The sequence below is a fragment of the Variovorax sp. SRS16 genome, assembly GCF_901827165.1.
GTDB lineage: Bacteria > Pseudomonadota > Gammaproteobacteria > Burkholderiales > Burkholderiaceae_C > Variovorax.
The window spans coordinates 399,838-412,223 of record NZ_LR594667.1 but is presented as its reverse complement, the minus strand read 5'-3'; the positions used below and the strand labels follow the sequence as shown (position 1 = coordinate 412,223).

The window sequence follows — 12,386 nt, the reverse complement described above, 5'->3', positions numbered from 1 at the left end:
AGCAGGCTATGTCGGCAGCAGATTCTGCGGGTTGGCTGCATAGCGTTTGCGAATCTCAGCCATCGTGAGATGGGAGAAGTCGGGGTATTCGAAGCCTGGGAACAGCACGGCGAGCGCTGCCTGCAGCATGCCGTCGTCGTCGTAGATGTCGGACAGGCGTTCCGAATTGGCAAAGCGGGCCAGGTAGGCTTCCGCGCGCAGGATATTCATTTGAAGTCTCTCCAGTGTGGTCCTGCTTCCGTGTAGCCAATGCCTAGGGCCCCGACGTGCGCCAGCTATACGAAAGCAGGAAATACAAAAGGAGCTCTTCATGACCCCAACGGAATATCGCAACGAACGTCGCCGGCTTTCGGCCTCCCTCAACCGCCTGCTGCGCGCCCACCTCATCGAGACCGGGTTCCGGGAAGGCCCCATCGGCCGCAGCAAGCCGGTGAAGGCCTGGGTTCCGCGCGGCAAAGGCTCGCCTGGCTTGCCCAGCTTCCAGACATTCGTCCTCCGCGGCGGCTTTGTCGTCAAGGAGTTCATGGGCTTCGTGCAGGGCGGCGTGATTGTCGACTGCGCCAACGGAGGCCTTTCAACGCTCGACTTCGGCGACATGCCCCTGGAAGACCTGTTCAGGCTCAACGTCTGGGCGGAGCGCCAGTTCGCACCAGCACCCGGACACGTCAGAAAGCGCGCATAGCCGGCGTCTGCCATCATTCAGCGAGACCCCTCGGGTCTCGCTTTTCCTTGGTGGCAATCAACCTATAACGCAACCTCTCCGGTTGCTCTATAGACCCACAGAGAGCGGTTGTGTTATAATGGAAAAACCCGTAGGCAACGGCGCCGTCAGGTGCATTGTAGCTGCCACGGAGACGCACTGTTTCGATTATAGGGCTACTAAATCTCCGGGTAAGTACCTATAAGATTTGCAGACCTATACAAACGGACCTTTCCTAAAGCCTATCCACCTACCGGAATCCCTCATGAAGAAGTCTCTCCTCGCCCTCGCCGCTATCGCCGCCTTCGGTCTTTCGCTGGGCGCCCACGCCGAAACCTACGACGGCGTGCATGTGTCCGCCTCGAGCAAGAACCGCGCTGAAGTGAACATCGAAGCCGTCGTTGAAGCCAAGTCCATCGACCTGGCTGCCGAGCCCGGCCGCGGCGTGCTGACCGTCGCATCGGTTGCCAGCAAGGAAGCCGTGCGCGCCCAGGCCGTGGCCGCCGCTCACGCTCCGGACCAGAACGTGAAGCCCAGCTCGCGTGTGAACAGTAAGGTCGTCTCGACCTTCAACCATACGAACATCGCGTCGAAGTAATCGGCAGCGGCATAGCTCGCACCGCAGCAGCCAGGGGCCGACCCGCGCACTCGCGCCGGTCGGCCCCTTCTGCATCTGATTTTTTTAGAGGCCAACCCAGCACCCTGCATTAGCTAACGAAGGGTGATGCCGGCCTCGTGCTTCATGTACTCCACCTTGAAGACGTTCCGAGACTCCTTTCCACTGGGCCAAGTGGCGTGATAGCGGTATGTGCCTATCAATAGCGCGGAAGGCTGGACGAGGATACTCCAGCCTGCACATTTGTCAGGGTTCCAAGGGTCGGCGTTCCGCGCCCTGCAGACCTGCCAATCAAAGTCACTGATGAGGCGAATGCTTGCGCCCGGCGGGTCCGAGGTAACCTGGTAATCTGAACCTCCCGCAGCTAGGCAGCCGTAATGAAATGCATAGATAGGAAGCTCGCGTTGCTCTCCGGGAGGAAGCGAAGTTAGATACCCCGCCCAGCGCAAAGCAAAAGTCCTCTCGAGCGCCAGCCATTGCCTCCGCGCAAATCGGCGGTCGTCACTCGTATACAGTATTGTCAGGCCCGCATCGGTATGCAACGTTGGTTGCTGCTGCAGGCGGCGCTCGATGTTCTCGAGCACTAATGCCTCCAGGGCGGTTAGCACAGGCTCGAAGACATTCTCAGGAAACCTGGCACTGCGGACCACTTCGCGCCGCTCTGCGATGTCCAAGATGCTAACTTCGGTCCAGGTCCAAACGCCCGGATGGATTACGGAGAAGCAGTAGGGCTGTTGGTCCTTCAGCGCGCACTTCGCATAGCTTTCGACGGACAAGTACTCTTCGTCATCCCCGACCGCCGCTATCGTGGTCGCTCTAAGCGCTTGGTTGGGTCCGGGCAAAGGTTGACCCGCGTACTCGCACACGGACTGTGAATGAAACGGGAAGCTGCGAATGGGCCCCTGCGGCATAGCCGTGCGCTCGATAACACGGTAGAGCTTCACGGTGTCATCAGCCTCGGAACGGCCACCAACGTCTGCGAGAGACGGGAGGGGCAGAAGTGCCAAAACGAGCGTGCACGCCAGTGGCCCTCTGCTTCGGCATGAATCCATGGCACACCTCCGTCGATTGCGACGCGTGTAACGAGTAATTTTGAGCCGAGAACTCGGCGGTTGCAAGGCAGTAGCTCCCCGTTAAGCGCCGCGACACGTACTCCGCCGATTGTCCGCATACAAAAAATTGGCCCACCGTTTCCGGGGGGCCAATCAAATGAGGACAAGCTTGAGAGTAAGGCCTAAACCGTAGCGGCCGCAGCCTTTTCAGCCATGGGCAGGGGCAGCACCTCGAGCACCTCGCGCCAGAGCTGCGACCATTGCGGCCAGGCATGGCCCCCTGGTGTCGTGAACACACGGCCTTCCGGCAGCGCGTCCGCGAGCACCCGATGGTTGCTTGCAAAGCGGTCGTCCAAGCCGTAGCCGAGATACACCGGAGGCAGGCCGCTGGAAGCGTCTGCTTGGGTGTAGCGCTTGAGCAATGGCCACAGCTTGCGGTCGACTTCCTGGTCCGGCGGAGGCCCTTCGGGCACTTGCCAGCTCCGCAGGCCACCGGCGGCTTGGATTGCCGCGGCGATAGGGCGCCGGCCGAGGTACGGGGCAATCGTGACGATGCCGTCGACCGCGCCCGGGTAGGCCAGTTCATGAATCAGCGCGCCAAAGCCTCCGATGGAGACACCGACGAGCCAGATGGACTTGTAGCCTGCCTCGCGCTGCGGCCGGATGACGTCCAGATGCAGCCTCTCGACGAAGCTCTGGTCGTAGTAGAACGCGACGTTGGCGTCCACCAGGAGGGCATCGACCGCGAGGTTCCGCTCCTTGACAGCAGCGATGATGCCTTGGCGTTCGAACTCCTCCGGCTGGAGGAACGCGCCCGGCAGGAAGACGAGAAGCGTGTCGGAAAGCGTGGTCGCACCTTTGGCAAGCGCTGTGTGCGCGAACCTGCACTGGAGGGTGTGGGTCATGGGAGTCCTTGGATGCGCCTGCGGGTGCTGGCGCCTGAGGTTGAACAAGAGGTCTTCTTCCTGTAGCGAGTGCCCCCGCTCGGCTCCGGTGGCGCTCGACCTCGCCTCCCAGGAACGCTAAGATTTCGCACCACGACCAGGAGATATGGCATGACGCTGGACGAATACTCGGAAGCCGCGAAGAAAATCTATGCGGAGCAGCAGGACATCGCCCAAGCGATGTCGCAGCTCGCGCTTTCGGCCAAGGCGATGCCGCCCAACCCTGAGTTTTTGGAGCTGATGACGCGGCAATGGGGGCTTGTGCAGCAAATAGCCTCCCTGAATACACAGCTGGCCATGGGCGTGATGGCCCCCAAAAAGTAGCGGGTCGCTGACCGCCGGTGACCGGCGCCACAGTCGTTCGGGGCGCGTCCGTGCTCTACGGTCCAGCTTGGCGGCAGCTCCGGTGACCGTCATGCGCGAAAATGCGGACATGAAACTTCTGGCGCTTCCAACATGCTGCCGCGGCGGCGATAGGCCCGTGTGATGAGCCGGGCGTCCGACAAGCCTTCTACGACATGGGCACCCAGCACCGCCACGGTTGGCGGCAAACCCACCTGGACCCTGGCACGCGACAGTGCGCAGGACCTCCCGCTGATGCTGCAATGTTGCGAAGCTGAACTGCGCAACATGGCAGACCATGGCGTGGTCGCCGCCCCGTTCTACTTCGAGCGGGTGGCGATTCTCTTGCGCAAAGCCAAGCGCTACAAAGAAGAGGTCGAGATGTGCGAGCGGTACGCAGGCGCGATTGAGCAGTACTACCAAGAAACTTCTTCTTTGGAGCAAGCTGACGTCCGGCAGAGTCCCTGGTACCGCGAATTGCCGGCGCGCTTGGCCAAGGCGCGCGCGTTACTTTCGACCAGCGGCTAGCGGCCGCTCCCTACTCGCGGGCTCGGGCCCGCCCCACCAATCACCGCACATGTGCTGGCCGAACGGATAAGAAAAGACCGCCTCGGGACGGTCTTTTCGCCCTGGGCGCAGCGCCAACTGAACAGCGCGCTCGAAGGGAAGTTTTTCTCCTCGTATAGGCACCGAGGAGACGGCTGCTGCTAGCCAGGGCCTGGGGGTCGCGAAGCCGGCGGCTCCCGCCATCTCTTGGCGCGGTCGCGTCAGCCCGCGAAGTTGAGCTTGAGCGTCGGTCCGCGGGGCACCTGCAGACGGCGCGCCGGCGGAACCAGGCTGAACGCTGCGCCGCTGGGCATGTTCAGCAGCCCCTGCGCATCCAGCTCCAGGAGCGGCGCTTCCAGTTCGGGGTACGGGTACACGACCTGACCAGTCTTCAGCAGCCGCAGCGTCGCCAACGCGGCCGCACTCAGGCGCCCGAGCTCAGGGTTGTACAGCGTGGGGTTCTGCCTGCGCGCCTCGCGCCAGGCGACCACCTCCGACCACTCCCGCTCGCGCCGGGCAAATCCCTCAGCATCAAAGCGCCAGCCTCCGGGCTCGATACCAACCGGCTCTCCCTCCGATGCCGCCACCGGCTGGGCGAGCTCCTTCAACAGTAGAGGCATGGTGGGACGGAGTTCAGGCTGCCCCTTTGGGCCCTGAGGTGCTCCGCTCCACACCAGGACCTCATCCCCCTGCTCAGGCCGGAGAAACCAGCGCCATGGGGATTCATGCAGCGCCAAATGCAGCGTTGCGCCTTTTCGGAAGGCGTCGAGCAGGGCGAAATCGTGTGCCGTCCGGAACCCCTCCCAGGGGTCTCGGCGCTGATAGGAGCAATGAATGTCGACAAGGTATGGCATGGTCCCCTCGGAAAGTCGGAGCAATGCCACGTGTAGTTCTGGCGAGAAAACCACACAGCTCCGCCGAGGCTGCGACCAAGCGGACCCCTGGTTACGCTGGACGCAACCTTTTATACGGCCGTTGCTACACGGGGTTTCAGCCTCCGAAAGACAACCGTGTCCCCCGCCCTATCCGAAGAAGCTCAAAGCCGAATCTCCCGGGAACTCGAGGCGCTCGTGCGCCGCTACCATGCGGCCGGCATCGCGCCAGCTGCCCTTAAAGCGGAGCTGCGCAGCCAGGTGGAAGCCTTGAACGAGCGGGCGCCCGGTACCAGCCCTGAAGGGCTCGAAAAACTACTTCGTGAGGCCCGACGACTGCACGATGCCGGAGATGAGGCGGCTCATCGAGACGCCGCAGCGGCCTGGCTCGAGGCCGCGCATCAGGCCCGCGTCGGTTGCGTGCTGCGCTTCGACTGCTTCCTTGTTCCCAAGCAGATGCTTCTGGACGCCTTTCGCATCATGTGGCGCCCGGGCTCGGATTTGTCGGCAGCGCAGCTGTGCTTCGCCGGTCCGACGGATGGCCACGTCTCGCGCCGTGACGTCAAGGAATTCTTCCTGGAGCTCGATGACCGGTTCCAGGTCGTGAAGCCTGGCTACAAGCTGCAGGTGCTGTTCCCGAAGCGGTTCGACCAGGCCGGGCGGCCCATCCCTCTCCAGAAGGCGCGTTAAGCGGCGTGGCCGGTCCGGTTGCTACAGAAGGCAGGCCGCTGCTCCGCGCAGCACTCGCTTAACGAAGGAAACACCATGCCTGATACCACCCCCTGCCGCGGCGCCGGCGCCCCACTCGACCTCGAAGCTCTCGAGAACCTAGCCAACGCTGCCACCAAAGGGCCCTGGAAGGTCCGCAGCTCCCCGGGACTTCCGAGCTTTGTCTCGGCACCGCGCGAGAACCCGCGTCACGGCTACGACATCGAGGTGCTCGGTGAGGACGAGACGCAGTACTCGACCCGGGATGCCGACGTCGCTTACATCGCCGCTGCACAGCCGCAGGTCGTGCTCGAGCTCATCCGTCAGCTGCGCGACGCGCGCCGCCTGCACGACATGCTCTAGCCCTTAGCCCGAGCTGATTCTCGCCCCTAAAGAACCTGTTCTTTGGGGGCTTCTCTTTGCGCTGGCTGCCGGGACTGCGCTATTGGCATGGAAACGTTTGTTCAAGACCGCGGAGTAGCTCAAACTCGGCGTGCAATTTCGTCATATCCGTGGATTTGCCGATTGCGCGATTCTCCGCTGTAACCTTTGCCAAGCGCGCGTCGAGAATTTGCGTGAAATTCTGTGCGTTCATCGATAGCGTCTCTGGCTGGCAGTACAGCGGTCGCACCTTGTTGTAGGTGTTTGTCTCGTTTGCCCAGCCAAAGCCGGTTCCAACACCAGATATGTAGAGCAGCATCGCTGGCTTGTCGCGAGCCGATTGCATCGCCGCCTGGTACTCGCTAGCCAAGACCTCTGCGGTTGCGGATATCGAAAGCGCTGCACCGAGCACGGCGACGGCCACGGCCCGATAGGCCATCATTCTTTTCATACGTCCAAAGTCCTTGTAAGCAGGGCGGCGCTTGGAAAAATGTCCAGATGCTCTTGTATCACGCAAAAACCAGTGATTCCCGATGCCTGTGCGTGCCGCGCACGACAGAAGTCCCAAGTCGTGACTTTCTCGCGTGGAGTCGAACAGCTAGGCACTAGCGTCGGTCACCTGGTCTGGACGCGGTGACTACAAGATTTACCCAAAGGACAACCACCAAAGGAAACCGCCATGCGGACTGTTCAGCAACTCATCGACGCCGGCTTCACGCTCTCTCCCGCAGAGGACGCCATCGGCTGTTCGGAGCTGTTTTCGCCGAAGCCGTTCTTCTACTACAACCCGAAATCTTTGGAGAGCATCAACGACATCTACTCGGGCCTCGAGACTGCCAAGCCGACCGAGTACGGTCACCGCTTAGTGCTCGCAGGCAGGTACAGCCCTTCGGACGTATTCCCGTTTAACGTTCTCGACGAGGAACGCCGCGAGTTGTTGGATGAGGCCTACCAGCGCTACTGGACCCACACGAACGATGCCGCCCGAGCAAAGGACGACTTCTCCGATGTCCTGCGAACGGACGAACCTTATAAGTTTTGACCATTCCCGAAAAGCGCCAGCTCATCTGGCGCTTTTTTCTTGGTCGGGCCGCAGCGCCCCTCTCGATGCCGACGGGCTCGGCCTGGCGCCCGGCGCCAGCCGGTGCGGGCCAGCCTTAACCGGCACAAGAGTGGCTGCTAGCGGTTAAAAGGCGGGATAAGGGGCATAGAAATGCCTGTTAACCCGCGGCCGGCATTTGGCAGCGGCCTGGCCATTGTCGTTTCCCTAGACAACGCAGGACAACAACCCTCAGAGGAACAAATGGCTACTCAAACCCAAACGGTTTTCAAGACCCAGGTGCTTCAGGCCCGTCGCGAGGTGAACTACCGCGATGTTGCCCACGGCATCGTGGTCTACAAGGACCATCGCATCTGCGCGGCCCAGCCGCCGGCGGACCCGTCGTTCAAGGCAGGCTTTGAGTTCAACACCACTACGGAAGGCTTCGCGCGCGAGGCGAACCTGCTTGACCATCTCAACACCGGTGCACCGCTCAAGGATTTGTCGTCAGTCTGCTTTGTGGACGATGAAGTCCTGCGAGCAGGCGCGGTGAAGGGCTTCTCCGGCATGCTGGAAGCACTGCAGAAGACGGCGCGGCTCACGAAGCCCTACTCGTGCTTTGTGTCGGGCGACGCCAACTCCAGGCACCTCGTGCGCATCGAAATGGGGAGCCACCAGGTGTTCACAATGGACGGTCTCCCGCGACCGATGGGGATTCACTTCGACTACATCGTTGGCATGATGGACAACCGGTCCTACGACCTCGAGCTCGCGCTGCACCTGCTTGAGGCCAATCCTCGGGTGCACTTCGAGACCGACCGGTCCGGTCGCAAGCTTCAGAACATTCCGTCGTACAACGCTGAAGACGGCCGGACGCAATGCTTGGAGTTCATCTTCGAGCCGACGGTCGAAGAGGCGGTGCGGATTCGGGACTGGCACCTCGCGCGCGACACGAAGCGCGCGGCCGGCGAAGAGCACGAGGCAATCTTTGTCCTTGACCTGCTCGGACTGCGCAAGGCAGGAGCGGCGCGATTCGACACGTACGCCGGCGTATACGACTGAGGAACTGCAGCGATGAGCTTGACCGCACGGGACAAGGCAATTCGAGGTGCAGGGCGCCGTCGCTTCATCGCGGAAGTAGTGACCGCTAGGCGAGATGAAGGCGGAGTGCTCGACAAGACCACCAACCGTCGCCTTGCAAAAGCGTTGAAGAACGAAGCGAAGTTCGCTCGACAAGCGCGACGCTAGCCGTCGCAGCGTCATTCCAAGACCGCACCAGCTCACGCTCGGTGCGGTCTTTCATTTCTCAGGCCGGTCAGAAAATATGGGAGTGTCCGCCGAGGACATGCTGGGCGTTCCGCGACCTGAACGTGGGCCGCTCCCTCGACGAGGTGCTTCGCATCCTGGACGGCGCACCAGGGGGCTTCGGCCAATTATCAGATTTCAGATAATCTTGAGTAATTCCCGGCGGCGCCCTCCCCACCGGTGACCTCCCCTCTTTTGGCGCATGGTTGGGAAGCGAAGTGCTTTAGGGCGAGGCGTGGCTAAAGAGGGTCGATAGACGGTGGCCGACTCCCCTTGAGGCCACCATGGAAATCCAAACCCTGACGCAAGTCCAAACGCTCGACTCCCATCGCACGCTGCAATACTGCCGGGTGGCCCCGGGCTTCTTCGCGTTCCGCGACGAGTTCAACTGCGCCGGCGTGCCCCAGTTGTCTGCGGGGCTGGCCCCGCACATCCCTGCCAAGAGCGCTGCCGAAGGCGTCGCACGGCTAGAGGACATCCGCGCTCACCTGGAACATGGCGCAGCCCTTGTAGCCATGGAGAACGTGTTCTTCCTGGATGCCGACAAGCAGGCTGCGGCAGGTCGCGAAGGGTTCGAAGCCCTGGGTGACAGCGAGCCGCATCGTGCACTCACGCCATTCACGAGCGTCACGCAGGGTGAGTGCGACGCGGACCACCTGTGCGTGGTCGACCCGGACGCCAAAATGCTCTTCACGCTCGCCGGCGAGGTCATCCAGACGGGCGTCAGGTTCGGTGACCCCGCCTCCATGATGACAACCGAGTTCTTTGACCTGGAGCTCGGCCTGGAAGTGCTGAAGCGCAACCCGCGCGTCCACTTCCACCCGCAAGGCGGTGGCGAGCCCCGGGTGCAATGCTTCTCGAGGGCCAACAGCTACCCGGCCCACTACGTGCTGCACTTCGTGTTCGAGCCGACCTTCGCCCAGGCCAACCGGATGTGGGCCTGGCACAAGGCCAAGGCAACACCCGGAGCGGCCTACTCGCCGCAAGAGGCGGCCCTTGCGCTGGATGTGCTGGGCCTGCGCGTTGCCGGCGCGGAGCGTGCAGAAGTCGACGCCTGAACGGCTTTGTTTGGCTTCGGCAGCAGGCGCCGGCGCGTATGCCCCGGCTAAAATCGTGCCCTCCCCTACCGCGCGCCTATAAGGATTTGCGATGAACGCCAAAGGCCCTGAAACAGGCCGCCTAGACCGTCAGCCCATAGTTTCAAAAATTGACCGGAACCCTGCTGGCGGCGTCCCGGCCCCCGAGGACAACGCGCTCAACCTGGCCGCCCAGGCTTGGCTTCAAAGCTTGCCATTCGGCGTACGACCGCGCCACATCCAAGTGCGGTTCCCGCGCATCGCGAACACGTTGTCCCTGCGCTGGAACAGCGAAAAGCTGATTCGCGAATGCTTCAAGGCATTGCTCAACCCGCAGCGGGCTTTCCGGATTCCCTTCCCTCCTCTCATCGAAGAGGAGCTGCGCGCGTTGGCCGAGTACCGCGGCCTCAAAGAGCCGCCGACCGTCAGCTTCGACGAGTTCCTGGAGGCAGAGTCCGAGACTGCTGCGCTCGCTGCGGCCTAGGTTCGTTGGTTCATCCGTTTGCGCCTGAGTACGAAAGTAGTCGGAGTGGGCGGCCGCCTCCGAAAAAGAGCCCAGGTGCGTTGGTCGAGGCCCACAACGCGCCCTTTGGCGGTGTTCACGCGCGCCGGACGCCGCTAAGCTGACGCGACCGACAGCTAAGCCGGAGGGGCGCATTTGGCAGCAAAACCAGGGGTTCGTGATGGTGAGAGCACGCGGGAAGCCGTTTTGGAGGCTCTGCGTAGGGCGACTGGGCCAATAGACGGCTACGGCATCGCCAAGGCCGCAAGGGTGAGCCCGCTCCAGGCCGGCAGGGCCTTGGAAAAGCTGGCTGCGGACGGACTTGCGGTCAAGGAAGACGAGCTCGATGGTCTGAGCGACCCCTCGGCCTCCTTCAGGCCCGTGGCCTAGAGCGACGCGGCAAGCTTGGCGGTTGCGCCGGCGAGCCTTGGGAACAGGAACTCGATGAGCCGGACCGTGGCCAGCTCTGGCTTGGGGTCCACGATGCGCTCTGCCTCGCGGGCGCGGTGTTCAGCGGCCTTGGTTTCCCAGGCGGCGTAGTTCCGAGCTTTGCGCAGTTGAGGCACCAGGCCGTAGACGCGTAGCGCCTCCCCCACGTACTCGAGGTACGGCATGACACGCGTGCGGTCACTGCGAGGGAGCGTCTCGTGCAGGACCTGGATGAGGCTGCTGAACTTGTAGCCGACCGGACGCCCCGCCTGGAAGGAGTAGAGAACCTTGAGGACGGTCTCTGGCAGCAGATGCGGGTACGCCGGCAGTTTCAGGTCCGCCTCCTCGAAGCGAAACCCGAGTTCTTCCCACTCCTCGCCTGGCACTTTTCCGTCCCCTATAGCGCGCAGCCACGTGTCTCGGAAGCGCTCACGAAGGGCCTCAGCCTCATCGGTGTCGTACCACCACGGTTGTTCGACCGGTGCGATATAGGGGTTGGGCCCTGCTGCATGCTCGGCCGCGCGCAGCTTCTCCCGCGCGCCCTCGAAGTCGAAGTAGAAGGCCGTCTGCGAGGCGAGGTCGAGCGTCAACTCGTCGAAGCTCACGAGCTTGCGCTGGAGGTCGGAGACGGCGGAGCTGTCGGTCGCGGAAAGCGGATACCGCCAGACGCAATCGAGCATGAACTTGCCATGCTTTTTAGACGCTTCGACTGTTTCGGCAGTAACGACTAGGGCGTTCTGATTGTTGTTGAAGTAGATGTCGTCTTGGGTCATCTTGCGGATGCCTTCGTCGAAGTTTGCGAACACCCAGACAAGCAGCGCGCCTTCCTTACGGTAGAACAACCGGCGCCCGACGATGACGTCCAGGTAGGTTGATGACAACTGGACCTCAAACGCAACGCGCATGCCTTTGTGCTCCGCTCGAACGTCAGGGCGACGCATCTCCCCCGTGAGCTTTCCCTTCCAGGACGACTCAACCTCAGTGTTCGTGAATGCCGGGTCGACTTCGGTGCACTGCGCTATCCACTGCTTCATCTGGTGATGCAGCTCACTTTCCTTGGCACCGTTGTAGCGGATGGCGTCTATTTCGTCACGCGTAAGGTGAGCGCCGGTGTCGATGGGGCAGCCCCCAAGCTCGTGCACATGCCGAAAGTAGAACTGCTTCTGCTTGTCCATGCAATTGAGCTGGACCCCTACCCCACAGAGGGGGCAGGTGTACAGCGGGCGACCTTCGAACTGACGCTCCTTGAGCGTGCTGCGAAGAACGACGGCTGCGTCGTAGTCAGCGCCAATCGCCTGATTGGCTGAGAGAACGCGGCCCGACACCATGTCCAGGACCTCGGCAATCTTCGGCTTGCGAACTGCGAACGACATCTGCTGCTTCCCAATTTTGGCGACAGGAAAAGTCTACGCGCAGAGCGGCCGCGGCCACCGGAGTGTTTCTTACGAGGCGAGCTTGAGCGCCGGCGCGCGGCAAGCTGAGGACTTGCGCCTTCGTCTTGAGTCGTAGTAGAGGGCAACGAGCACTGCCCTCCCGGCACGGCGGGCGGGGATGCCATAGGCAAAAGAAAGCCCCGCTCGACGAGGGCGGGGCGTGGGAATCAGGGGCACGTTGCAACAGGCGGGTCTGTCGGCTTGGCTGGCGGGATGACTGTCATCGCTACGCCGAGGGCGGCGAGCCGGTCGCCGATGCGGTCGAATCTGAGCGTCGAACGTACAGTTGTGCGCTTTGTGCCGCCCTCCTCGAGCAGTTGGAGAATGCGGCATGCCGCGGGTGAGCTGCAACCGGCGGCGCGGAGCACGTCGAGGAAGGCCTTGCGGGCAGTCGGAGCGCCGACGAACTCCAGCCCTACTCCATCATGCGGGTCATACGGC

The 12,386-nt window shown here is 62.4% G+C and carries 17 protein-coding genes; 11 read left to right on the top strand and 6 right to left on the bottom strand.

Annotated features, from left to right (window positions below):
• Window positions 1–6 precede the first annotated feature (6 nt).
• Window positions 7–210 carry a hypothetical protein gene (locus tag E5P2_RS30075; protein WP_068674159.1) on the bottom strand — a complete coding sequence of 68 codons (204 nt, stop codon included), beginning with the start codon at window positions 208–210 and terminating at the stop codon, window positions 7–9.
• A gap of 100 nt (window positions 211–310) precedes the next feature.
• On the opposite strand from E5P2_RS30075, the gene E5P2_RS30070 reads away from it, so the two are divergent.
• Together E5P2_RS30070 and E5P2_RS30065 are read left to right on the top strand one after the other, a co-directional pair.
• Window positions 311–682 carry a hypothetical protein gene (locus E5P2_RS30070; RefSeq protein ID WP_162570901.1) on the top strand — a complete coding sequence of 124 codons (372 nt, stop codon included), beginning with the start codon at window positions 311–313 and terminating at the stop codon, window positions 680–682.
• Between the two features lie 283 nt (window positions 683–965).
• A complete protein-coding gene (locus E5P2_RS30065) occupies window positions 966–1,298 on the top strand; it encodes a DUF4148 domain-containing protein (protein ID WP_162570900.1) in 333 nt (110 codons plus the stop codon).
• 113 nt (window positions 1,299–1,411) lie between these two features.
• Here E5P2_RS30065 and E5P2_RS30060 read toward each other — a convergent pair whose 3' ends face one another.
• Window positions 1,412–2,260 (bottom strand): hypothetical protein, encoded by an 849-nt coding sequence (locus E5P2_RS30060; RefSeq protein WP_162570899.1) that lies wholly within the window; start codon window positions 2,258–2,260, stop codon window positions 1,412–1,414.
• A 290-nt stretch (window positions 2,261–2,550) separates the two neighbouring features.
• Window positions 2,551–3,273, bottom strand: a complete 723-nt coding sequence (locus E5P2_RS30055; RefSeq protein WP_232076901.1) for an alpha/beta fold hydrolase — start codon at window positions 3,271–3,273, stop codon at window positions 2,551–2,553.
• Window positions 3,274–3,423: 150 nt separating this feature from the next.
• Here E5P2_RS30055 and E5P2_RS30050 point away from each other — a divergent pair, with 150 nt between their 5' ends.
• Complete coding sequence (locus E5P2_RS30050; RefSeq protein WP_068674170.1) at window positions 3,424–3,636, top strand: hypothetical protein; 213 nt, start codon at window positions 3,424–3,426, stop codon at window positions 3,634–3,636.
• A 162-nt stretch (window positions 3,637–3,798) separates the two neighbouring features.
• Window positions 3,799–4,182 (top strand): hypothetical protein, encoded by a 384-nt coding sequence (locus tag E5P2_RS30045; protein WP_162570898.1) that lies wholly within the window; start codon window positions 3,799–3,801, stop codon window positions 4,180–4,182.
• Window positions 4,183–4,421: 239 nt separating this feature from the next.
• Here the strand turns inward: E5P2_RS30045 and E5P2_RS30040 are convergent, their stop codons facing one another.
• Complete coding sequence (locus tag E5P2_RS30040) at window positions 4,422–5,054, bottom strand: hypothetical protein (RefSeq protein ID WP_162570897.1); 633 nt, start codon at window positions 5,052–5,054, stop codon at window positions 4,422–4,424.
• Window positions 5,055–5,270: 216 nt separating this feature from the next.
• Here E5P2_RS30040 and E5P2_RS30035 point away from each other — a divergent pair, with 216 nt between their 5' ends.
• Together E5P2_RS30035 and E5P2_RS30030 are read left to right on the top strand one after the other, a co-directional pair.
• Window positions 5,271–5,762: a hypothetical protein gene (locus tag E5P2_RS30035; RefSeq protein WP_162577726.1), complete on the top strand. Its 492-nt coding sequence runs from the start codon at window positions 5,271–5,273 to the stop codon at window positions 5,760–5,762.
• Between the two features lie 75 nt (window positions 5,763–5,837).
• A complete protein-coding gene (locus tag E5P2_RS30030; RefSeq protein ID WP_162570895.1) occupies window positions 5,838–6,143 on the top strand; it encodes a hypothetical protein in 306 nt (101 codons plus the stop codon).
• A gap of 79 nt (window positions 6,144–6,222) precedes the next feature.
• On the opposite strand, the gene E5P2_RS30025 is transcribed toward E5P2_RS30030, so the two are convergent.
• Entirely contained in the window at window positions 6,223–6,612 is a 390-nt protein-coding gene (locus tag E5P2_RS30025; RefSeq protein WP_068674180.1) for a hypothetical protein, read from the bottom strand.
• A gap of 228 nt (window positions 6,613–6,840) precedes the next feature.
• On the opposite strand from E5P2_RS30025, the gene E5P2_RS30020 reads away from it, so the two are divergent.
• From E5P2_RS30020 to E5P2_RS30000, 5 genes are all read left to right on the top strand, one after another.
• Entirely contained in the window at window positions 6,841–7,203 is a 363-nt protein-coding gene (locus E5P2_RS30020) for a hypothetical protein (RefSeq protein WP_162570894.1), read from the top strand.
• Window positions 7,204–7,464: 261 nt separating this feature from the next.
• A complete protein-coding gene (locus E5P2_RS30015) occupies window positions 7,465–8,262 on the top strand; it encodes a hypothetical protein (RefSeq protein WP_162570893.1) in 798 nt (265 codons plus the stop codon).
• Between the two features lie 12 nt (window positions 8,263–8,274).
• Complete coding sequence (locus E5P2_RS30010) at window positions 8,275–8,448, top strand: hypothetical protein (RefSeq protein WP_157103371.1); 174 nt, start codon at window positions 8,275–8,277, stop codon at window positions 8,446–8,448.
• Between the two features lie 341 nt (window positions 8,449–8,789).
• Entirely contained in the window at window positions 8,790–9,563 is a 774-nt protein-coding gene (locus E5P2_RS30005) for a hypothetical protein (RefSeq protein ID WP_162570892.1), read from the top strand.
• Between the two features lie 91 nt (window positions 9,564–9,654).
• Window positions 9,655–10,065 (top strand): hypothetical protein, encoded by a 411-nt coding sequence (locus E5P2_RS30000; RefSeq protein WP_068674188.1) that lies wholly within the window; start codon window positions 9,655–9,657, stop codon window positions 10,063–10,065.
• Window positions 10,066–10,469: 404 nt separating this feature from the next.
• Here E5P2_RS30000 and E5P2_RS29990 read toward each other — a convergent pair whose 3' ends face one another.
• A complete protein-coding gene (locus E5P2_RS29990; RefSeq protein WP_162570890.1) occupies window positions 10,470–11,885 on the bottom strand; it encodes a DUF6035 family protein in 1,416 nt (471 codons plus the stop codon).
• Between the last annotated feature and the right edge of the window lie 501 nt (window positions 11,886–12,386).